Origin of the sequence: Rhodoferax sp. UBA5149 (genome assembly GCF_002413825.1) — a bacterium.
GTDB lineage: Bacteria > Pseudomonadota > Gammaproteobacteria > Burkholderiales > Burkholderiaceae_C > Rhodoferax.
Map to the genome: position 1 here is coordinate 42528 of NZ_DHXT01000161.1, position 21291 is coordinate 63818.

Consider the following 21291-nt stretch of genomic DNA (forward strand, 5'->3'; position numbering starts at 1 on the left):
GTGCGCGCCGGCGGTCTGCGTGAATACACCGGCATACCCGCCACCATGCCCGACGCGCCAGCTGGCGCGCTGCATTGGGTGGACGCCGGCGCCAGCCAGGACGACGCCATCGTGCGGCCGGCCAGCGCACCCTTCAGCCCGCACGGCGGACTGAAGTTGCTGCAGGGCAATCTGGGGCGCAGCGTGATCAAGGTTTCCGCGGTGCCCGACGACCGGCACGTGATTGAAGCGCCCTGCCGGGTGTTTGACTCGCAGGAAGCCTTGCATCTGGCCTTCGGTGCCGGCGAGCTGGACCGCGATGTGGTGTGTGTGGTGCGCTGGCAGGGGCCGCAGGCCAACGGCATGCCCGAGCTGCACAAGCTCACACCGCCATTGGCCGTGCTGCAGGGCAAGGGCTTCAAGGTGGCTCTGGTGACGGACGGCCGCATGAGCGGCGCCTCGGGCAAGGTGCCGGCCGCCATTCACGTCTCGCCCGAAGCCGCCGCCGGTGGCCCGCTGGCCAAGGTGCGTGATGGCGATGTGATTCGTCTGGACGCCACCCTGGGTTTGCTGGAAGTGCTGCTGCCCGCTGACGAATGGGCGGCGCGCGCGCTGGCTCCAATGCCAGAAGCCTTGCGCGCCGCCAATGACGTCGGCATGGGGCGCGAGCTGTTTGCCAATATGCGCCGCAACGCCTTGACCGCCGAAGCCGGCGCCTGCAGCTGGCTGTGAGCCGGTATCCCCTGACTTTTGCCTTAACCGGTCTGGAGAAGCCATGAACGCAAGCTCGAAATTGTCCGCTCTGCAGGTGATGCAGGACGCCCCGGTGATTCCGGTCATTGTGCTGAACGACATCGCCCATGCCGTGCCGATGGCGCGCGCCCTGGTGGCCGGCGGCATCCGCATGCTGGAAGTGACGCTGCGCACACCGCAGGCGCTGGCTTGCATCGAAGCCATTGCGCGGGAGGTGCCGCAGGCGGTGGTGGGCGCCGGCACCGTGCGCAGCCGGGCCGATGCGCAAGCGGCGGCCATGGCGGGGGCCCGTTTTGCCGTCAGCCCCGGCTACACCTCGGCCGTGGGCCAGGCGTGCCGGGATGCCGGGCTGGCGCTGTTGCCCGGCGTCGCCACCGGCAGCGAGATCATGATGGCGCGCGAGGATGGCTTGACCGAGCTGAAATTCTTCCCCGCCATGCAGGCCGGTGGCCCGGCCATGCTCAAGGCCTGGAGCGGCCCATTTTTTGATGTGGAGTTTTGCCCGACTGGCGGTGTCACCCTGCACAACGCACCCGAATTTCTGGCGCTGCCCAATGTGGTGTGCGTCGGTGGCTCGTGGCTGGTGCCCGCGGACGCCCTGGCGCAAGGCGACTGGGCGCGCATCACGCAGCTCGCGCGCGATACCCATCATTTAAGGAAATAAGGCCTGCAGCCCTCGTGCTCTATGCGCGAGCAGCTATTAAAACTGTAGCTGCTCGCGGTCGCGGCGCGGGCGGCAGGCCGGCGCCCGGTGCCTACTCGGCGCGCTGAATCAGCTCGATCTTGTAGCCATCCGGGTCGCTCACAAAGGCTATCACGGTGCTGCCGCCCTTGACCGGTCCGGCCTCGCGCGTCACGTTGCCGCCCGCTGCCCTGATTTTTTCGCAGGCGGCATGGACGTCAGGCACACCCAGCGCCACGTGACCGTAGGCGGTGCCGATTTCGTAACTGTCGACGCCGTGGTTGTAGGTCAGTTCGATCTCGGCCTGCTCCGGGTTCTTGCCATAGCCGACGAAGGCCAGTGAATACTTGTACTGCGGATTTTCCGAGGTGCGCAGCAGTTGCATGCCCAGCACCTGGGTGTAGAAATCGATCGAGCGTTGAAGGTTGCCAACGCGCAGCATGGTGTGAAGAAATCTCATGTCGTCGATTGTGGCGCAAGTTCAAACACCAAACAGGTGGTGGTGGCATGCGCATAGAGCGTGCCGTCCGGCCCGACCAGGCGCGCCTCCGCGGTGGCCAGTTGCCGCCCGCAGTGGATGACTTTGCCTTCGGCCCGCACGCGTGTCACCTTGGGCGTCAGGGCGCGCACGATGTTCACGCTTAACTCCGCCGTGGTATAGCCCTGGCCCGACTTCATGCGGGTGTGCACCGCGCAGCCCAGGGCCGAATCGAGCAGGGTGGCAAACCAGCCGCCATGGATGGTGCCCATCGGGTTCAGGTGGGCCGCGCCCGGCGTGCCCTGAAACACGGCGTGGCCGTGCCCGGCTTCCACGATGGTGAAGTTCAGGGTTTGCGCCATCGGTGGATATGGCAGCTCGCCGCGCAGCATGGCCTGCATCATCTCCAGGCCGGTTTTACCGGCGCGCTGATCGGGGTGGGCAATGCCCGGTCCGCAACCCGCGTCCATCAGGGCGCGGACGGTTTGTTCCTGGGCGAGCCAGGCGTCGAGGTGATTGGTTTTGGTCATGAGGACTCCAGTTGTCTATAAATTTGTATATGCAACAATTGTAGCTACAATATAAATCATGAACACCCGCCTGCTTTCCCCGCCGATGGTTGCCGCGACGAAGTTGCAGGGCTGTACCAATCTCAAGTTGCGCCAGTTGACGCGGCGCATCACGCAGCACTACGACGCGGAGCTGGCGCAGGCCGGGCTCAAAACCACCCAGTATTCGCTCTTGTCCTACGTGCTCAAACTGGGGCCGATCCGGCCCGGCGATCTGGCGCAGGCCATGAAAATGGACGCCTCCACGTTGACGCGCAATCTCAAGCCCTTGCTGGTCGCCGCCTGGGTTCAACTGGCCGAAGGGGCGGACGGGCGCAGCCGCCTGATCACCATCACCGATGCCGGCCGCGACAAGCGCCAGGAGGCGCAACGGCACTGGAAAGCCGCGCAGACCGGTCTCAACCGCCTGCTCGGCCTGCCGCGTGTGCTGGCGTTGCATGCCCTCATGGATGAATCACTGGAATTATTGGCGGACCCCAGCAAGGAACAGAACCATGAATAAGCCGAGCGTGTCCAAACATCGTTCCGTGGCGGTCTGGCTGGTGTTGCTGGCCGCCGCCGGCACCTTTGCCCTGACCATGGGCGTGCGCCAGACCATGGGCCTGTTCCTGTCGGCCCTCAACACCTCGACTGCACTCGGCATTGGCAGCATCAGCCTGGCCTTCGCGTTTGGCCAGCTCTGGTGGGGGCTGACCCAGCCTTTTGCCGGCGCCGTGGCCGATCGCATTGGCACCGGGCGCGTGATCTTTTTTGGCGTGTTGCTGGTCGCCATTGGCACCTTCATCACGCCGCTGATGACGAGCACGGCCGGTCTGATCTTCGCCATCGGCATGCTGGCCGCGGGCGGCGCCGGCATGGCCGGTCCCTCGGTGCTGATGGCCGCCAGCACGCGCCTGGTGCCGCCTGAAAAGCGCGGGCTCGCCACCGGCATCGTCAATGCGGGCGGCTCCTTTGGCCAGTTCGCCATGGCGCCGATCGCCGTGGGGCTGACCGCCGCCGTCGGCTGGGCCAGCGCGATGCAGTGGCTCGGTGTGTTGATCCTGCTCGCCTTGCCGGCGGTATGGGTGCTCAAGGGCAACTCGAACGCCTTGGCGGCGCAGGCGGCAGCGGCCTCGGGCAGCCAGGCGCTCAGTGCCCGCCAGGCCATCCGCCAGGCGCTGGCGACACCCAGCTACCGCTACCTGAGTCTGGGCTTTTTGGTGTGCGGGTTTCATGTCGCCTTTTTGGCCACGCACCTGCCCGGCGTGGTGGCCGCCTGTGGCTTGCCGCCCGCCATCGGTGGCTGGGCGCTGGCGATGATTGGTCTGTTCAACATTGTCGGTAGCCTGGCCATGGGTTGGGCGGTCGGTCGCTGGCGCATGAAGTCGCTGCTCGCGCTGGTGTACGCAACGCGCGGTCTGGCGGTGCTGGTCTTTCTGCTGGCGCCGAAAACGCCGGCCGTGATGCTGGTCTTTGCCGCCGTCATGGGCGTGACCTTTCTCTCCACCGTGCCGCCGACGGTGGGACTGGTTGCCAAAATGTTCGACACGGCCAATATGGCCATGCTGTTCGGCATCGTCATGCTGGCGCACCAGATCGGGGGCTTTTTCGGTGCCTTCCTTGGTGGCTACGTGTTCCAGGCGACCGGCAGCTACGACTGGGTCTGGTACATCGACATCGTGCTGGCCGCTGGTGCGGCGCTGGTGAATCTACCGATCCGCGAAGTGCGCCTGTCGCGCGTCGCGAAGGCGGCCGCTTGAACACCATTGACCCGCGCACGCGCCTGCTGCTGGAAGCGCCGATTGGCCGAACGCTGCTGCGCCTGGCCGCGCCCAACGTGCTGGTGATGGTCGCGCAGGCCGCCGCCGGCCTGATCGAAACCTACTTCGTGGGCAAGCTCGGTACCGATGCGCTGGCCGGAATGGCGCTGGTATTTCCGATCGTGATGCTGATGCAGATGGCCTCGGCCGGGGCGATGGGCGGCGGCATCGCCTCCTCGGTTGCGCGCGCGCTCGGGGCCGGGCGGCGCCAGGATGCTGACGCGCTGGTGCTGCTGTCCGGTGGGCGCTGGCTCTATGCGCAAATGGGGGGGCAGCGGCGCCTCGCTGGCGGCCGCCGTCACCTACTCCAATTGGGTCTTTGCGGGCGCGGTGCTGGTGTGGCTGTTCAACTCGCTGGCGTCGGTGATTCGCGGCACCGGCAATATGGCGGTGCCGGCCAAGGTGACCGTGCTGGGCGTGATGGCCCTGTTGCCCTTGTCGCCCTTGCTGATCTTCGGCTGGGGTCCGGTGCCCGCACTCGGCATAGCGGGCGGTGCCGTCGCGCTGCTGCTGTACTACCTGCTTGGCACGCTGGCGCTGGCAGTCTACCTATGGTCGGATCGCAGCCTGCTCAAGCCGTCGCTCAAGAACCTGAAGCTGCGCTGGCCCCTGTTTCGTGACATCTTGCGCATTGGGCTGATCGGTGCGATCTCGACCGTGGCGACCAACCTCTCGATTGGCATCGCAACGGCGCTCGCCGGCGGTTTCGGGCCCGCGGCGATCGCGGGCTATGGCACGGCGTCGCGCCTGGAATATTTGCTGGTGCCGCTGGTGTTCGGCCTCGGCGCGCCGCTGGTCGCGATGGTCGGCACCTGCATGGGCGCCGGGCAGCGCGAACGCGCGCTGCGCGCGAGCTGGATCGGCGCGGCCATGGCTTTCGGGTTGGCCGAGGCGATCGGCCTCACCGCCGCGGCCTTCCCGCACGCCTGGCTTTCCCTGTTCGGCAGCGACCCCGCGATGCTTGAGACGGGCAGCCTGTACCTGCGCGCGGTGGGCCCGCTTTACGGTTTTTTTGGCGTCGGCCTGGTGCTGTATTTCGCGTCGCAGGGCGCCGGGCGTCTGCTGTGGCCTGTCGTCGGCAACATCGTGCGTCTCGCGGTGGCGGCCATCGGTGGTTGGCTCGCGATCCGTTGGGGCGGAGGACTGGCGCAGGTGTTCATGGCGCAGGGCGCCGCGATGGTGCTGTACGGCGTGGTGATCGCGGCCGCCATCGCGGGTGGCGCCTGGTTCGGTCGCGTCGGATGGCCGTGCCGTACCACCGCGCTGCTGCGCCGTATCCAGCCAGGTTGACCCCGCCTGAAATCGGCATAAAAAGGGCTGATCTTGCGACCAGCCCCATTGACCATAAAAAAAAGGGCTGATCTTGCGACCAGCCCTATTAAGGGATCCCTGAACCTGAAGGTTTCGAAAGGACCCGAGGAGACAACCTGTAGAAACTATTCGTTTCTCAAAAATCTTGCTTGGGTGAAGTATCTCAGGGTTTCCCCTGATTGCATAGACGCAAAGCTCCAAAAAAGCAATTTGTCTACAATTTTCGTCACACCAGCGACAGCACTTAACGCTTTTTGGCGACTGGCTTGGCGGCGTCCACAGCGGAAGCGGCGACTGCGTTGAAATTGGATTCAGCAGCATCGGTCGCCTGCTTGACCGCTTTTTGCACCGATTCCAGAGCGTTGTTGGCAGCAACCACGGCGCTCTTCATCACGGCAACAGCGGTCTCGGAACCGGCCGGTGCGTTCTTGGCGGCGGTGTCCACCAGGCCCATGAATTTCTTCTGTGCTTCAGCGGTCTGGCCTTCAAAGGTCTTGCTCAACTCAGCCGTGGAGCTGGAAGCGATGTCATACAGATGACGGCTGTAAGCAGCGGTCTTTTCAGCCAGAGGCTGGAGCAGGCTGGATTGCAGGGCCATCAATTCTTGTGCGTCTTTCACGCTCAGCATGGCTTTGGCGTGCTCGCCGGTCTCAGCCAGAGCGGCTTTGGAAGCGGTCAGATTGAGTTCAACAATCTTTTCAACGCCTTCGAAAGCTTTGGAAGTCAGACCCAGCAGGGTTTCGATGCTTGCTTTTTGCGAAGCCATGACTTGTTCGACGGTCAACATATTAATTTCTCCAGTATGAGTGAGGTACACAAAGTATCTGCGCTAAAACCTAGCCTCCGCTTATGTTGCAGTGCAGCATGGCTTTAATTATAGGGAGATCGCCAAGTCATGCAAGTGGTTTTTGTTGCAATGCAGCATATTAGACGCCAGGTTCTAGAAACCTCGGTTTTCCCCGTTCGACACAATATCGACATAAAGGCTTTTGACTCGGATGACTTCGCCTTGACCGTGCCCACGGTTCAGTTGAGTGAGGCCCCCTGTGCCAGCGACGGCGAACTGGCGCTGGTGCACAGCTCGGCCTACGTGGCGTCTCTTGTTGCCGCCAATCTGGCAGGCTGTGGCGGTCTGATCGAGGCCCGGCGAAAGCCGACTGCGGGCGCACTGGCAAAATCAGGCCCCATGAGTGAAACCAAATCTGACAAACCCCAAGCCGCGCCGCGCACGGCCTACAAGGTATTTCGCACCATCAGCACCCGCTGGATGGACAACGACGCCTACGGACACGTGAACAACGTGGTCTATTACAGCTGGTTCGATACCGCCGTGAATGCCTATTTGATAGAGCAGGGCGTGCTCGACATCCACCAGGGTGAGACCATCGGCCTGGTGATTGAAACCCAATGCAATTATTTTTCGGCGCTGGCGTTTCCGCAGACGGTGGAGGCGGGCATTCGCGTCGCCCGGCTGGGCACCAGCAGTGTGCGCTACGAGGTCGGCTTGTTTGCCCAGGGCGAGCCATTGACGGCGGCCCGGGGTCACTTTATCCACGTCTATGTGGACAAGCAAACGCGCCGCCCGGTGCACCTGCCTTTGAATCTGAAATCAGTTCTGGAGACCCTTGTATGACCCAAACCATCGTGGACGGCGCGATCACCTCCCGCATGTCGGTCCGCGCCTTTACCCAGCAGCCGGTTTCACGCGAGACGCTGACCGAGCTGCTGCAGGTGGCCAGCCGGGCGCCCTCGGGCACCAACACCCAGCCCTGGAAGGTGTATGTGCTGCAGGGCGCCAGCCGCGCTACGCTGTGCGAGAAGGTGTGCGTCGCGCACGATGCCATTCGCGCCAATCCGGCGTTGGCCGCCGACTTCCGGGAAGAGTACGACTACTACCCCGAAAAATGGGTCAGCCCCTACATTGACCGCCGGCGCGAGAATGGCTGGGGTCTGTATGGCCTGCTGGGCATCGGCAAGGGTGACAAGGACAAGATGCATGGGCAGCACCAGCGCAATTACAAGTTCTTTGATGCGCCGGTTGGCCTGATGTTCACGATGGACCGCGTCCTGGGCCGGGGCTCGCTGGTGGACTACGGCATGTTCCTGCAAAGCATCATGGTGGCCGCGCGTGGCCACGGTCTGCACACCTGCCCGCAGGCGGCGTGGAATGGCTTTGCCAAAATCATCCTGCCGCACATCAAAGCCGGTGCGGACGAGATGCTGGTCTGCGGCATGGCGCTCGGCTATGCGGACGAGACCGATGTGGTGAATACGTTTCACACGCCGCGGGTGCCGGTGGCCGACTTCACACACTGGCTGGAATGAAGCAGCGCGACGCTGCGCTCCGATACGAAATTGCTATGCTTTTAGGAGCTATTCACGCAGTATTTACGGGGGCTAGAGCTGAATTTTTCTTGAGCCCCTGAGTCTTCTTTCGAGTTCCACCCTCCGAGGTACCACGTCCATGCTCATCGCACTCGTCCTTATTTTTGTTCTGGCCTACCTGGCCATCGCCCTGGAGCACCCGATCAAGGTCAACAAGTCGGCCTCGGCGCTGATCGGCGCGGGCCTGCTGTGGACGGTTTATGCGCTGTTCAGCACCGACGCCAATCAGCTCCTGGCGGATATGGACGCGTCGCTGCTGAGCATGGCGCAAATCGTTTTCTTCCTGATGGGGGCCATGACGATTGTCGAGGTGGTGGACGCGCACAACGGCTTTGAAGTCATTACCTCGCGCATCAAGACCACCCGGCTTTCCACGCTGATGTGGATGATCGGCTTTGTGTCTTTCTTCCTCAGCGCCATTCTGGACAACCTGACCACCACCATCGTCATGGTGTCGCTGATGAAAAAGCTGCTCGGCAAGCGCGAGGATCGCCTGTTCTTTGCCGGCATCATCGTCATCGCGGCCAACGCCGGCGGCGCCTGGACGCCGATCGGCGACGTCACCACCACCATGTTGTGGATCGGCGGCCAGGTCACGACGGTGGCGATCATGAAGAGTGTTTTCCTGGCGTCCCTGGTCAATCTGTTGGTGCCGCTGGCCGTGACCAGCCGCATCCTCGGGAACCGTCCGGTTGTTCCGGCGCCGCTGAGAGAAGACGCGGGCGAGCATTTCACCAGCCCATTCGAGAGTAACCTGATGTTCTTCCTGGGGCTCGGCATTCTGGTGGCGGTGCCGGTGTTCAAGACGGTCACGCACCTGCCGCCGTTTTTGGGCATTTTGTTTGGCTTGGGGCTCCTGTGGGCGGTGGGCGATCTGGTGCACCGAAAAGAAGAACCTCTCAGAAAGCAGCGTCTGACGCTGGCACGCGCACTCACGCGCATCGACATGAGCTCGGTCGTTTTCTTCATCGGCATCCTGCTGGCGGTGGCGGTGCTGGAACACACCCACATTCTGTCTTTGCTGGCGCAGTGGCTGGATCGCACAGTCGCACGCCTGGACATCATCGTCATGCTGATCGGCCTGGTCAGTGCGATCGTGGACAATGTGCCGCTGGTCGCCGCTTCCATGGGCATGTACACCATGGCGCACTACCCGAGCGACAGTTTCCTGTGGGAGTTCATGGCCTATTGCGCGGGCACCGGTGGCTCGATTCTCATCATTGGCTCGGCTGCCGGCGTGGCTGCCATGGGGTTGGAGAAGATTGATTTCATCTGGTATATGCGCAAGATCAGCGGGCTGGCGCTGATCGGCTACCTGGCCGGCGCGCTGGTCTATATCGCCCAGTCCCGGCTGTTCCATTAAAACTGCCGGTGCCATGAATCCTACTGAAATGACCCGAATGAAACCTCAAATCCTGATTGCCCGTGCCATCTTCCCCGAAGTGATCGCCAAACTGGCGCAGCACTTTGACGTGGAATCCAACCCGAGCGATGCGCTCTGGACCCAAGCCGAGCTGACGCACAAGCTGCAAGGCAGGCAGGGTGTGTTCACCACCGGCGGCGAGCGCATTGACGCCGAGCTGCTGGCGGCTTGCCCCGACCTGAAAATCTGCGCCAACATGGCCGTCGGTTACAACAACTTCGACATCGCCGCCATGACGGCCGCTGGCGTGCTGGGCACCAACGCGCCCGATGTGCTGACCGAGACCACGGCCGATTTCGGCTTTGCCCTGCTGATGGCCACGGCCCGGCGCATGGCCGAAGCCGAACACTTTTTGCGCGCGGGCCACTGGACGCGCTGGCGCTACGACATGTTCGCGGGCGCTGACATTCACGGCGCCACGCTCGGCATTCTGGGCATGGGCCGCATCGGGCAGGGCATTGCCCGGCGCGGCGCCATGGGCTTTGGCATGAAGGTGATTTACCACAACCGGTCCCGTCTCGATGCCGCCACTGAAGCGGAATGCAAAGCGAGTTTTGTGGGCAAAGAAGAGTTGCTCAGATCAGCAGACCACCTGGTGCTGGTGCTGCCGTATTCGGCGTCTTCCCACCATGCCATCGGTGCCGCCGAGCTGGCGCAGATGAAACCTACCGCGACGCTGGTCAACATCGCGCGCGGCGGCATTGTGGACGACGCCGCGCTGGCAGTGGCCCTGCGTAACAAGACGATTGCCGCCGCCGGGCTGGATGTGTTTGAAGGCGAGCCCAAAGTCCACCCCGATTTATTGACCGTGCCCAACGTGGTGCTGACGCCGCACATCGCCAGTGCCACGATGCCCACGCGCCTGGCCATGGCCCATCTGGCAGCCGATAACCTGATCGGCTATTTGATCCATAACAAGCCGCTGACCCCCTTGAATCCTGCGGTGTTAGCTCTCTAATTGATAGCATATCCGGCGCTGGCCGAGCGCCACGAGGGCGGGTCGCTACTTCAGGGCTGCGCGCTGGTGTCGCCACCACAGCCAGGCCAGGCCGAGTGCGAGCAGCGCCACGGCGGCCGCCGCGAGCAGCAATACATATTGTTCTTGCATGAAGGCGTTGCCGAGAAAAACCGTCCCCAGGGCATAAGGCAGCTCGGTCAGCATCAAGGCGCCGAAATAGACGTGCAGTGGGTAGCCGAGTAGTCCGAAGAAGTAGCCCGACACGTCGGACGGAACCGCCAGCTGCACCAGCACGGCGGTGAGGAACGAGCCACCTTCTGGAATACGGCTTTCATAGCGGTCGATCAGCTTATCGGACAGCATGCGCTGCACGGCCGGGCGTTTCAGGCGGCGGCCAATGGCGTAGGTGACGAGTCCGCCCAGACACCAGCCGCTCCACAACAAGAAAAAGCAGCCGGTCTCGCCCCAGGTCTGGACGCCAATCGGAACCAGCAGCACGCTGGAGAAGAACACCAGCATGGCCGAGATCGCCGCCAGCCCCATGAAAATCAAGGCGCCCGGCACCGGGTGCTGTGAAATCAGGGGCTCGGCCAGCGCAATGGTGGCGACGATCTGCTTGTGAACCGTGTCGGACAAGGCCAGCAGCCCGGTGACCAGCAGGACGCCGATCAGGATGCCCGCGCGCCGCGACATGTCGTTGGATGAACCCCAAAACCCTGGGCGTGCCAGGCCGGTGTATTTGGATGCGCCCTGCGGCTGCGGTGGAGGGGGGAGGGGCGGTGTGGGCATCAAGCGTTCTGGTTAAATTCGTTGTGTCGACTGGCAGGCTTCGATCATGGCATTAAGCGCAAAGGCCGCTCCGCTCCGGTACTGGCGGGCCTTGGCCACTTGAATGCGCTCACGGTTCGACCGCATTGACTTCTTCGGTCTTGAAGTCGCCCGGCATCACGATTTCAATCATCTCGACGTCGGGGCTGTGGCCCAGCTCACGGTGACGAATCTCGGGTGGCTGGTACACGCACGAGCCGGCCTCTAGCCTGACCGTGCCTTGTCCCTCGTACTCGAATTCAATCCAGCCTTTGAGCACATACACCAATTGAAAGGTGGTCTTGTGCAAATGCGGCTGACTTGAAAACTCGGTCCCGGCGGCAGCACGGATGACGTGCGCATTGATGCGACCGTCCGTCGCCTGTTGGATGCCCAGGTCTCTGTACTCGAAGAACGACCGCAGGCCTCGCTCAAAGGCGGCGTTTTTTGCATGCGTTACCGTGAATCCAAGGGTTGTCATCGTGGTCTCCAGTGAGGTTTTGTCAGGCTGTCTGGCAGAGGGCTGTCGCGGTATGCCGGGGCTTAGGTGATCTGGCGCCTCGACTGAATGGATACGTTGACTGAGTTCGTCATCGAGACGGCTAACATGATGCAGCCCGCCGGGTCTGCGGTGCATCCAGACACACCGCGCCATGAAGCTGCGTTGCAAAGGAGCCGTGGCCCTGATGCAGCGTGGGTTTCGTCACAACCGGCATGTCTTCTCCCTGCTAATTTCCTGGCCAAAGGCGGCGACTTTTTTCATTCTATCGTTCAGGCAAGTGCCAGTGCCGTGAATGCCCCGAGGCAGACGTGCCTGTGAATGCTATAAAAACAATAGCGTATTGCGCTTATTCCCCGAGGGCCAGAGGCCAATTTTCTTCATGAAACAGGATGACTCTGCTTTTGCACAACAATAGAGGGTTGGAGGAGACTGGCTTGGACAATATGGTGCTGTGGTGGGTGGTCGCCCTGGGTGGGGTGAATGTGTTTTTGCTCTTGTGGCTGGCGCTGCGCCGCGCTGACGGCGGGGCGGCCCAGGCGGCAGAGCAGGGCAAGGTTGAACTGCTGGCGGCGGCGCAAGCCCAGGTCGAACGGATGGAGCGGCTGGAACGCGAACTGCGCCGCGAGATCAGCGAGTCCTCGCGCGGGGGACGCCAGGAGCTGACGCAAAACCTGGCCACTTTTCAGCAGACGCTGGTGCAGCAGGGAGCGGAAGCCACGCGCACGCAAAACACCCAGATTGACGCCTTTGGCCAGCAACTGGCGCTGTTGCAGAAAACGCTGTCTGACACGCTCACCAACCAGCTGTCGGGTTTGAGCGAATCCAACGCGCGGCGCATGAACGAAGTGCGCGAGACCCTGGAAAAGCAACTCTTGCAACTGCAAACCACCAACTCGTCCAAGCTCGACGAGATGCGCGCCACGGTGGACGAAAAACTGCAGACCACCCTGCAAACCCGTCTGGGCGAGAGCTTCAAGCAGGTGGCGGACCGGCTGGAGCAGGTGCACAAAGGCCTGGGTGAGATGCAGACGTTGGCACAGGGCGTGGGCGACCTCAAGCACCTGCTGACCAACGTCAAGACCCGCGGCATTTTCGGTGAAGCCCAGCTGGCCGGTCTGCTGGAGCAGGTGTTTGTGGCCGACCAGTACGCGGCCCAGGTGGCCACGCGGCCGGGCAGCAAAAACGTGGTCGACTTCGCCATCAAACTGCCCGGTAAGTCCGAGCACGGCGAGCCGCTGTGGCTGCCAATTGACGCCAAGTTTCCCAATGAAGATTACGAGCGTCTACTGGACGCGCAGGGCCGCGCCGACGTGCTGGGGGCGGAGGCCGCGGGCAAGGCGCTGGAGGTGCGCATCCGATTGGAGGCCCGGTCCATCGCCGATAAATATGTGGAGCCACCGCACACCACGGATTTCGCCATTCTGTTTTTGCCGACTGAAGGGTTGTATGCCGAGGTGCTGCGCCGCCCCGGCTTGATGCAGGCCTTGCAGCGCGAGCATCGCATCACGCTGGCCGGGCCCACCACGCTGCTGGCCATGCTGAGTTCGCTGCAAATGGGCTTTCGCACGCTGGCATTGGAGCAACGTTCCAGCGAGGTATGGCAGGTGTTGGGCGCGGTGAAAACCGAGTTTGGCAAGTTCGGTGATGTGCTCGCCAAGGTCAAGTCGCAAACCGAAACCGTGCTCAAGACGCTCGACAGTGCCGAGACCCGCAGTCGCGCCATGGGCCGGGCCCTGAAAAAAGTCGAAGCGCTGCCTGATACACAGGTGCAGGCGCTGATTCCCATGGACAAGGATTTTGACCGCGATCTGGAGGCGGATCGGGCGTGAACCTCGCGCCGAGAGTCACGCAAGCGCCCCGTTTTGCGCTGGCGCGCTTGATTGCAGGCCACATCTGCCTGCACGCCTGCATGGCGGGCATGCGCATGGCAGCACCTCTGCTGGCGCTACGCGAAGGCTTCAGCGCTTTGGCGGTGGGTTTCTTGCTGGCCCTGTTTGCCTTGACGCAAGTTTTTCTCGCTTTACCGGCGGGCCGTTACGCCGACCGGCACGGGCTCAAACGTCCCGTCGGCTTGTGTGTCGTCGCGGCGGCCATGGGCGCGGGGCTGGCGGTGGCCTTTCCCATCTTTCCGGTGCTGTGCCTGAGTGCCTTGATGACCGGAGGCGCTACCGGGGTGGCATCGATCTCCTTGCAGCGCCATGTGGGGCGCGCGGCGCAGAATGCGACCGAGCTGAAAAAAGTGTTCAGCTGGCTCGCCATTGGGCCGGCGGTGTCGAATTTTATCGGGCCTCTGACGGCGGGTCTGCTGATTGACCACAGCGGCTTTCGTGCGGCTTTTTTGTTCCTGGCGTTGTTGCCGCTGGCGACCTGGCTCTGGGTGCGCCGCACGGTGGAGTTACCGCCAGTAGCCGTTAGTCAGGGCACGGCGCCCAAGAAAACCTGGGATCTATTGCGCGAACCCCTGATGCGGCGCCTGATGCTGGTGAACTGGCTGCTGTCTTCCTGCTGGGATGTGCACACCTTTGTGGTGCCGGTGCTGGGGCATGAGCGGGGTTTTAGCGCTTCGGTGATTGGCGCGATTCTGGGCGCTTTCGCGCTGGCCGCCACGCTGGTGCGGGTGGTGGTGCCGGTCTTTGCGTCTCATATGCGGGAGTGGGTGGTCGTGGCCACGGCGATGATGATCACGGCTGTGCTTTTTGCGGTCTACCCGTTCATGCATTCACCGCTGGCGATGGGCGTCTGCTCGGTGCTGCTGGGACTGGCGCTGGGCTCGGTGCAGCCCATGATCATGAGCACCTTGCACCAGATTACCCCGGAGGCGCGGCATGGCGAGGCGCTGGGTTTGCGGCTGATGGCCATCAACGCCTCCAGCGTGTTGATGCCGCTGCTGTTTGGCACGGCCGGTGCGGCGGTCGGGGTGTCGGTGGTGTTCTGGTCCGTTGGCCTGGCGGTGGGCGCCGGGTCGCGCTTCGCCTGGCTGTTGCGACCCGAGTCAAGGCACGGCGAGGCGCTGCATTTCACCCGAAAGTAAAACACGTGTTCCCTGGCGAGAACCTTGCACGGTGCTGAGCAGGGCGTGCGCGACCTGAGTCGCCGAGATAGCCTGGTAGTTGGCCGGAATCAGGGGTTTGAACAGGCTCATCATGGCGAACAAACCCAGTTTCTCAAGTGGGCGTGGCGCTTGGGCCAGCGCTTCTCGGTCACCCGCCAGCATCGAGGGCCGGGCCATGACGAGGGTCTGGTAGCCCAGTGCGGCGAGTGCATTTTCCATCTCGCCTTTGACGCGGTTGTAAAAAACAGCCGAGCCGGCGTTGGCGCCCATGGCGCTGATCACTCCCAATTTTATAGCGCCCGCCGCTTTGGCGGCGCGGGCTACAGCCACAACAGCATCAAAATCAACGGCGCGAAACGCTGCTTGACTGCCGGCTACCTTGATGGTCGTGCCGAGTGCAATGAAGACATCGTCAACATGACGGATGCCAGGCAACTTTGTCAAGGTGGCGAAATCCACCACATGACTGAAAAGTTTTTTATTTTTGACCGTCAACGGTCGGCGGCCCACACAGTGAACCGCCGCATAGCGCTTATCGGTTAAAAGAGCCGCGAGAACCGCCTGGCCCACGAGACCCGTTGCCCCCGCCACCAAAGCCACCCGTTCCATTTCCGCCGCCGCCATAGGAGCCTCCATTGCGGTTACCGCCGCCAAAACCACCGCCACCACGGCGGGCGCCGCGTTCGGCCATCATATCCACGCTGGTGCGCATCGGATCGGGCTGGCCTTGAGCTGGCCGGGAGGGCGGATTGCCGCCGCCATAGCCGCCACCGTTGCCGCCGGTGTTACCACCACCGCCATAGCCGCCACCGCCACCCCCATTACCGCCGCGACCTTGCGCGGGACGTGGGCCCCGTGCCGCCTGATCGCTGGCCGGGCTGTGGCTGCGCTGGACGCCGCCCCGGGGGCCGGCATTGCCACCACCACCGTTACCACCACGTCCACCACCCGCCGGACCACCGCGCTCGCCTTGAGCGCCCTTGTTCTCGCGCACGCGCTGCAACATCTCGGTGCGCGCCGTTCTGGCCGCTGCCTGCATGACGTCACGGCTCGGTGGTTTGCCGGCACCACCCCAAACGGTCTGGCGACCCATGGCGATCGGTTCGGCCTTTTCACCGGGCTCAGGCATGAAGCCTTCCACAATCTGCACCGGAATATTTTGCTTGGTGAAGCGTTCGATGGACTGCATGAAACCTTCTTCGTCCAGGCACACCAGATTCACCGCCGTGCCGTCGGCACCGGCGCGACCGGTACGGCCAATGCGGTGCACATAGTCTTCGCACACATTGGGAATCTCATAGTTCACCACGTGCGGCAGATCGTCAATGTCGATGCCACGGGCGGCGATGTCGGTTGCCACCAGCGCGCGAATGTCGCCACTCTTGAAGCCGGCCAGCGCCTGGGTGCGGGCGGCCTGGCTCTTGTTGCCATGCAGGGCCATGGCATGAATGCCGTTCTTGGTTAAGAACTCGGCGACGTTGTTGGCGCCAAATTTGGTGCGGGTAAAGACCAGCACCTGGCTCCAGTTATGTTCCTGGATGATGTGGGCCAGCAAGGCCTTCTTTTTGCCGCGACCCACCGGGTGAATGAGCTGCGTGATGCGCTGCACCGTGGTGTTGCGCGGCGTGACCTGAATACTCAGCGGGTTCTTCAGCAGTGTGTCGGCCAGATCGCGAATTTCATCGCTGAACGTGGCGGAGAACAGCAGGCTCTGCTTGTCTTTGGGCACCACGGCCAGCACTTTTTTCACGTCATGGATGAAGCCCATGTCGAGCATGCGGTCGGCTTCGTCGAGCACCAGTATTTGCACCTGGCCCAGATCCAGTACGCCTTGTTGCAGCAGGTCCAGCAGGCGACCGGGTGTGGCCACCAGAATGTCCACGCCTTTTTTGACGCGGCTGATCTGAGGGTTCATGCCCACACCGCCAAAAATGACGGTGGAAGACAGTTCCACGTATTTGCCGTAGGTCTGTACCGACTCTTCCACCTGGGCCGCGAGTTCACGCGTCGGTGTCAGCACCAGGGCACGAATGCCGATGCCACCGAATTTGTTTTTGGCGCTTTCACCGAGGCTGAGTTTGTGCAGCATGGGCAACACAAAAGCGGCGGTTTTGCCGGTTCCGGTTTGCGCACCGCCGAGCAGATCATGCCCGTCGAGCACGGCGGGAATGGCCTGTGCCTGAATCGCGGTGGGGGTCTCGTAGCCTTGCTCAAGCACGGCCTTGACAATGGCCGGAGCCAGTTTTAGTTCTTCAAAGTTCATAGTGTGGCGCCTATCCTGGGCGCTATGGCATCGGCCCGCTCTGTGCTTGAAGCACCGAATCAGTCAAAGGCAGATGGGATACAAAGGGCGAACGATTGCGCGAGGCGTCGTTCCCAGCAAGGTGCTGGCATCATGGGCAACTGAAGCTCCACAACTGCACGTATTGTCGCACGGACAGTGGATGCTGTCCTGAGGTGGGTCAAAAGCATGTCGAAAGCGCCGCCTGGGCCGGCTCGCGACAATATGTCAGCGGGGCTGTTCATGAATGCCCGCAACTGGGAGAATCACGCAGGCCGAATGAATTTGTTACGCGGGGAAAGTGATTGATGAAGAAATTTCTGCTTCGACGCATCGGTATGGCGGATGACCGGTCCAGCGCCCGGCCCACACTGCATGACTGCATTGAGGTCGTGCTGCTGCAGGCGGATACGCTGATGGGTGCTGTGCTGGCCGGTTTGGCCGCTTCGACCACGCCAACAAATACCAAGGGTAAAGCCTCGTTTGGAACTCATGCGCCCGTCAGCAAGACCGTGACCGATTTGCTGTGCAGTCAGTCATTGGCTGTGAAACAGACATTCGTGGCGCAGTTGCGGCTTGGCATCTACAACAGTGGGTCGCAGGACTTTGCAGAACAAGCGCTGGTCCGTTTTGAGGATTTGCAGCTGTTTGACAGCAAACAGATTGATGCCAGCATTGAATTTGCACTGGCCCAGCAGGAAGTCGCCCGAGGTGTTGAAGATGTGCTGCCTTCGTTGAACGCATTGGTCAGCAGTTTGTTGGGTTGGATCACGGTCCAGCCGAAGTTGAATCCGCTGAAACCCGATGTTTTTGTTCGTGCGCTGCAGGCGTGTTTGGTCCAATATGCGCCTGACGAGCAGGCGCGGGCAGCATTGATTGTGCCCGCTGCAGGATTGCTGGGTGTCAGTCTTCGCCAGCTTTACCGTGAAATCTGTGACTGGTTGTGGTCGCAGGGTATTGAGCCCGCGTCGCCCGTGGGAACGCCGGTGGGTGGTGGCAGCGCGGCGCGGGGCAAGAGCGCGGAGACCTCGGTCGCCCGCACGCTGGTAACGCTGGACAAACTTCGAAGATTGCTGTCGGGTGAGCTCGACAGCGGCGTGGGCAATTCAGGCATGCCGGATTTCCTGCACACGGTGCCAGCCTCTTATCTGGCGCTCGAGGACATGAAGCTGGTCGAGCCCATGATGCGGCGTCTGGCGCAGCGGGCGAGTCTGCCGGTGGACGCCGGGACGAAGGCGGACGCCTCGGGCCAGCCAATCGACATCGAGCGTGAACCAAGCCAAGGCAGGCAACTGGGCAAGCAGCTGGGTGAGGAGGTCGTTCGCATGATGATCGACAACCTCATGCGAGACGACCGGCTGTTGCCCAAAGTGCGTGAACTGATCAAAACGCTGGAGCCTGTGCTGTTGGTGCTGGCCCAGTCAGATCCACGGTTTTTCAGTGAACGGCAGCACCCGGCGCGCCATTTCCTGGACCTGCTCACGCACCGCAGCCTGGGCTATACATCCGAGAACGACGAGGGTTTCTTCCCGTTTTACAAGTCGATTTCAGATGCGGCGGGTGTGTTGACCGGTGAGGAGGGAGATGCTGCTTCGTTTGCGCGGGTGCTGCACGAGCTTCAGGTCGGCTGGACCCGTGACGAGGCGGCACAGCGACAGCAACACGAAGAAGAGGCGCGCGCGCTGTTGCATGCGGAGCAGAGAAACCTGTTGGCGCAGCGCCTGGCCGATGATTTTCAAGAACGCCAGAAAAACAAGCACATCCCTGAGTTGGTGGCCGGTTTTCTGCGGGGGCCCTGGGCCCAGGTGGTGGCGCAATCCCAGCTCGGCTGTGCCGACGGCAGCGCTGACCCAGGCGGTTATCTGGCGCTGGTGGATGACCTGCTCTGGAGTGTTCAACTCCGCTTGACCCGGCGCAACCGGGCCCGACTGGTGCAACTGGTGCCCAATTTGCTGGTCACGTTGCGTCAGGGCTTGCAGCTCATCCAGTACCCGGAGGAGCGCATACCGGTTTTTTTTGACGCCTTGATCTCCCTGCATGAACAAGCGTTCGAAGGCCGTCGCCTGCAGCCCGCAGCCGAGGCTGTGGACCAGACGCCTCCAGAGGGCGACGACATGATGGAGGATGCCGGCCCGAGCGATGCGCTGGAAACGTCGGAGGTATCGGGGTTCTGGGACGATGAGGACGATGAGGACCTGGCGGCCGCTGATCTGGCAGAAGGAGTTGAACCCTTGATGGCGGCGGCCCAGCGCCCCTGGTCTGCGGGGGACCTCAACACCGGCGTGTGGGTTGAATTGATCGTGGAGGGGGTTTGGCTGCGTGCGCAACTGACCTGGGCTAGTCCGCACCGAACCTTGTTCATGTTTGTCTCACGCACCGGGCTGGCGCATTCGATGTCGCGCCGGACCATGGAACGCCTGCGGATGCAGGGCAGGATCCGGTTCGTGTCAGATGGTCATGTTGTAGACAACGCGTTGGATGCGGTGGCACAGACCGCCTTGCAAAATGACCTGGGCCAGGTGACGCAAGAGCCTTGATCCAGCAAGAAGGCGGCGTGAAGACGGGCCATGCGTCGATAATGCTGTCTTTACATCCCGCAATACATCGCAAGACCCATGGCTCAATACGTATTTTCCATGAACCACCTCGGCAAAATCGTTCCGCCGAAGAAATTCATTCTCAAAGACATTTCCCTCAGCTTCTTCCCTGGCGCCAAGATTGGCGTGCTGGGGACCAACGGCTCCGGCAAGTCCACCCTGCTCAAAATCATGGCCGGCGTCGACAAGGAGTTTGAGGGCGAAGCCATCCCCATGGCCGGCCTGAATATCGGCTATCTGCCGCAAGAGCCCCAGCTGGACCCCGAGCAAACGGTGCGCGAAAGCGTGGAAGCGGGCATGGGAGACGTTTTCAAGGCCAAAGCCCGGCTGGAAGAAATTTATGCGGCGTACGGCGAGGAAGATGCCGATTTCGATGCGCTGGCCGAAGAACAGGCCAAGATGGAGGCCATCATTGGCAGCGCCGGTACCGATTCCGAGCACCAGCTTGAGATCGCCGCCGACGCTCTGCGCCTGCCGCCTTGGGAGGCCAAGGTGGGACTGTTGTCCGGCGGCGAGAAGCGCCGTGTCGCCCTGTGCCGCCTGTTGCTGTCCAAGCCCGACATGTTGCTGCTGGATGAGCCCACCAATCACCTGGATGCCGAATCGGTCGACTGGCTGGAGCAGTTCCTTTCGCGCTATCCGGGCACCGTGGTGGCCATTACCCACGATCGTTACTTTCTGGACAATGCGGCCGAGTGGATTCTGGAGCTCGATCGCGGCAATGGCATGCCCTACAAAGGCAACTACAGTTCGTGGCTGGAGCAAAAGCAGGAGCGCCTGGTGCAGGAGCAAAAAGGCGAAGAGTCCCGCGCCAAAGCACTCAAGAAAGAACTTGAATGGTCACGCCAGAACCCCAAGGCACGCCAAGCCAAGAGCAAGGCGCGACTGGCCCGTTTTGAGGAGCTGTCAGATTTCGAGTACCAGAAGCGCAACGAAACCAACGAAATTTTCATCCCGGTGGCCGAGCGCCTGGGCAACGAAGTCATCGAGTTTGTCAATGTCAGCAAGTCGTTTGGCGACCGTATGCTGATCGACAACCTGAGTTTCAAAGTGCCGGCCGGTGCCATCGTCGGCATTATTGGCCCCAACGGCGCGGGCAAGTCGACACTGTTCCGCATGATTGCGGGCAAGGAAAAGCCCGACAGTGGTGAGGTGAAGATTGGCGCGACCGCCAAGATGGCGTTTGTGGACCAGAACCGGGATGATTTGGCGAACGAAAAAACCGTCTGGGAAGATGTTTCCGGCGGGCTCGACATTCTGAACGTCGGCAAGTTCCAGATGGCCAGCCGCGCTTATTGCGGACGTTTCAATTTCAACGGCGCGGATCAGCAAAAACGCGTCGGCACCCTGTCGGGCGGCGAGCGCGGTCGCTTGCACTTGGCCAAAACCCTGATTGCCGGCGGCAATGTGCTGATGCTCGATGAGCCGTCCAATGACTTGGATGTGGAAACTTTGCGCGCGCTGGAAGACGCCTTGCTGGAGTTCGCTGGATCGATCATGGTGATCAGCCATGACCGCTGGTTCCTGGACCGCATTGCCACCCATATTCTGGCCTGCGAGGGCGACAGCCAGTGGACCTTCTTTGACGGCAACTACCAGGAATACGAGGCGGACAAGCGCAAACGTCTGGGCGAAGAAGGGGCCAAACCCAAGCGGATGCGCTTCAAGGCGCTGAAATAAGGACAGATGAATCCCGCTAGTGTAGTGTTGCATTC

19 protein-coding genes and 1 pseudogene are annotated in these 21291 nt (G+C 62.1%); 13 read left to right on the forward strand and 7 right to left on the reverse strand.

The window, feature by feature from the left end; translation table 11 throughout:
• Together B3V69_RS14640 and eda are read left to right on the forward strand one after the other, a co-directional pair.
• Window positions 1-711 (forward strand): dihydroxy-acid dehydratase (locus B3V69_RS14640; RefSeq protein WP_296447740.1); only part of this gene is annotated, 711 nt, incomplete at its 5' end.
• Window positions 712-754: 43 nt separating this feature from the next.
• Window positions 755-1396 (forward strand): bifunctional 4-hydroxy-2-oxoglutarate aldolase/2-dehydro-3-deoxy-phosphogluconate aldolase, encoded by a 642-nt coding sequence (gene eda / locus B3V69_RS14645; protein WP_296447742.1) that lies wholly within the window; start codon window positions 755-757, stop codon window positions 1394-1396.
• Window positions 1397-1487: 91 nt separating this feature from the next.
• Here the strand turns inward: eda and gloA are convergent, their stop codons facing one another.
• The gene (gene gloA, locus B3V69_RS14650) at window positions 1488-1874 is read right to left on the reverse strand and encodes a lactoylglutathione lyase (RefSeq protein WP_296447744.1); all 387 of its coding nucleotides are present in this window, start codon (window positions 1872-1874) and stop codon (window positions 1488-1490) included.
• Window positions 1871-2422 carry a PaaI family thioesterase gene (locus tag B3V69_RS14655; protein ID WP_296447746.1) on the reverse strand — a complete coding sequence of 184 codons (552 nt, stop codon included), beginning with the start codon at window positions 2420-2422 and terminating at the stop codon, window positions 1871-1873. The genes gloA and B3V69_RS14655 overlap by 4 nt, the downstream gene beginning before the upstream one ends.
• 58 nt (window positions 2423-2480) lie before the next feature.
• Here B3V69_RS14655 and B3V69_RS14660 point away from each other — a divergent pair, with 58 nt between their 5' ends.
• The 3 genes and pseudogenes from B3V69_RS14660 (at window position 2481) to B3V69_RS14670 (ending at window position 5550) form a co-directional block, all read left to right on the forward strand.
• Window positions 2481-2963, forward strand: a complete 483-nt coding sequence (locus B3V69_RS14660) for a MarR family winged helix-turn-helix transcriptional regulator (RefSeq protein WP_296447748.1) — start codon at window positions 2481-2483, stop codon at window positions 2961-2963.
• On the forward strand, window positions 2956-4200 hold the full coding sequence (locus tag B3V69_RS14665) for an MFS transporter (protein ID WP_296447749.1): 1245 nt from the start codon (window positions 2956-2958) through the stop codon (window positions 4198-4200). Before B3V69_RS14660 ends, B3V69_RS14665 begins: the two co-directional genes overlap by 8 nt.
• A pseudogene (locus B3V69_RS14670) lies at window positions 4197-5550 on the forward strand (MATE family efflux transporter). The gene B3V69_RS14665 and the pseudogene B3V69_RS14670 overlap by 4 nt, the downstream one beginning before the upstream one ends.
• 265 nt (window positions 5551-5815) lie before the next feature.
• Here B3V69_RS14670 and B3V69_RS14675 read toward each other — a convergent pair.
• Window positions 5816-6358, reverse strand: a complete 543-nt coding sequence (locus B3V69_RS14675) for a phasin family protein (RefSeq protein WP_296447751.1) — start codon at window positions 6356-6358, stop codon at window positions 5816-5818.
• 399 nt (window positions 6359-6757) lie between these two features.
• Between B3V69_RS14675 and B3V69_RS14680 the strand changes: the two genes are divergently transcribed.
• The 4 genes from B3V69_RS14680 (at window position 6758) to B3V69_RS14695 (ending at window position 10337) form a co-directional block, all read left to right on the forward strand.
• Window positions 6758-7204: an acyl-CoA thioesterase gene (locus B3V69_RS14680; RefSeq protein WP_296447765.1), complete on the forward strand. Its 447-nt coding sequence runs from the start codon at window positions 6758-6760 to the stop codon at window positions 7202-7204.
• Complete coding sequence (locus tag B3V69_RS14685) at window positions 7201-7896, forward strand: nitroreductase (RefSeq protein WP_296447753.1); 696 nt, start codon at window positions 7201-7203, stop codon at window positions 7894-7896. The genes B3V69_RS14680 and B3V69_RS14685 overlap by 4 nt, the downstream gene beginning before the upstream one ends.
• A gap of 139 nt (window positions 7897-8035) precedes the next feature.
• Window positions 8036-9319, forward strand: a complete 1284-nt coding sequence (nhaD, locus tag B3V69_RS14690) for a sodium:proton antiporter NhaD (RefSeq protein ID WP_296447755.1) — start codon at window positions 8036-8038, stop codon at window positions 9317-9319.
• A gap of 37 nt (window positions 9320-9356) precedes the next feature.
• Window positions 9357-10337, forward strand: a complete 981-nt coding sequence (locus B3V69_RS14695; RefSeq protein ID WP_296447756.1) for a 2-hydroxyacid dehydrogenase — start codon at window positions 9357-9359, stop codon at window positions 10335-10337.
• A gap of 45 nt (window positions 10338-10382) precedes the next feature.
• Here the strand turns inward: B3V69_RS14695 and B3V69_RS14700 are convergent, their stop codons facing one another.
• Both B3V69_RS14700 and B3V69_RS14705 read right to left on the reverse strand, forming a co-directional pair.
• A complete protein-coding gene (locus tag B3V69_RS14700) occupies window positions 10383-11126 on the reverse strand; it encodes a TVP38/TMEM64 family protein (protein ID WP_296447757.1) in 744 nt (247 codons plus the stop codon).
• A 109-nt stretch (window positions 11127-11235) separates the two neighbouring features.
• The gene (locus B3V69_RS14705) at window positions 11236-11625 is read right to left on the reverse strand and encodes a cupin domain-containing protein (protein WP_296447758.1); all 390 of its coding nucleotides are present in this window, start codon (window positions 11623-11625) and stop codon (window positions 11236-11238) included.
• A gap of 464 nt (window positions 11626-12089) precedes the next feature.
• Here B3V69_RS14705 and B3V69_RS14710 point away from each other — a divergent pair, with 464 nt between their 5' ends.
• Entirely contained in the window at window positions 12090-13475 is a 1386-nt protein-coding gene (locus tag B3V69_RS14710; protein WP_296447766.1) for a DNA recombination protein RmuC, read from the forward strand.
• Window positions 13476-13555: 80 nt separating this feature from the next.
• Window positions 13556-14677, forward strand: a complete 1122-nt coding sequence (locus B3V69_RS14715) for an MFS transporter (protein WP_349679219.1) — start codon at window positions 13556-13558, stop codon at window positions 14675-14677.
• Here B3V69_RS14715 and B3V69_RS14720 read toward each other — a convergent pair.
• Together B3V69_RS14720 and B3V69_RS14725 are read right to left on the reverse strand one after the other, a co-directional pair.
• Window positions 14639-15334, reverse strand: a complete 696-nt coding sequence (locus tag B3V69_RS14720; protein WP_349679218.1) for an NAD-dependent epimerase/dehydratase family protein — start codon at window positions 15332-15334, stop codon at window positions 14639-14641. The genes B3V69_RS14715 and B3V69_RS14720 overlap by 39 nt on opposite strands.
• A complete protein-coding gene (locus B3V69_RS14725) occupies window positions 15231-16961 on the reverse strand; it encodes a DEAD/DEAH box helicase (protein WP_296447761.1) in 1731 nt (576 codons plus the stop codon). Before B3V69_RS14725 ends, B3V69_RS14720 begins: the two co-directional genes overlap by 104 nt.
• 326 nt (window positions 16962-17287) lie before the next feature.
• Here B3V69_RS14725 and B3V69_RS14730 point away from each other — a divergent pair, with 326 nt between their 5' ends.
• A complete protein-coding gene (locus B3V69_RS14730) occupies window positions 17288-19516 on the forward strand; it encodes a DUF1631 family protein (protein ID WP_296447762.1) in 2229 nt (742 codons plus the stop codon).
• Between the two features lie 78 nt (window positions 19517-19594).
• Window positions 19595-21256, forward strand: a complete 1662-nt coding sequence (gene ettA / locus B3V69_RS14735) for an energy-dependent translational throttle protein EttA (RefSeq protein ID WP_296447763.1) — start codon at window positions 19595-19597, stop codon at window positions 21254-21256.
• The last annotated feature ends 35 nt before the right edge of the window (window positions 21257-21291 follow it).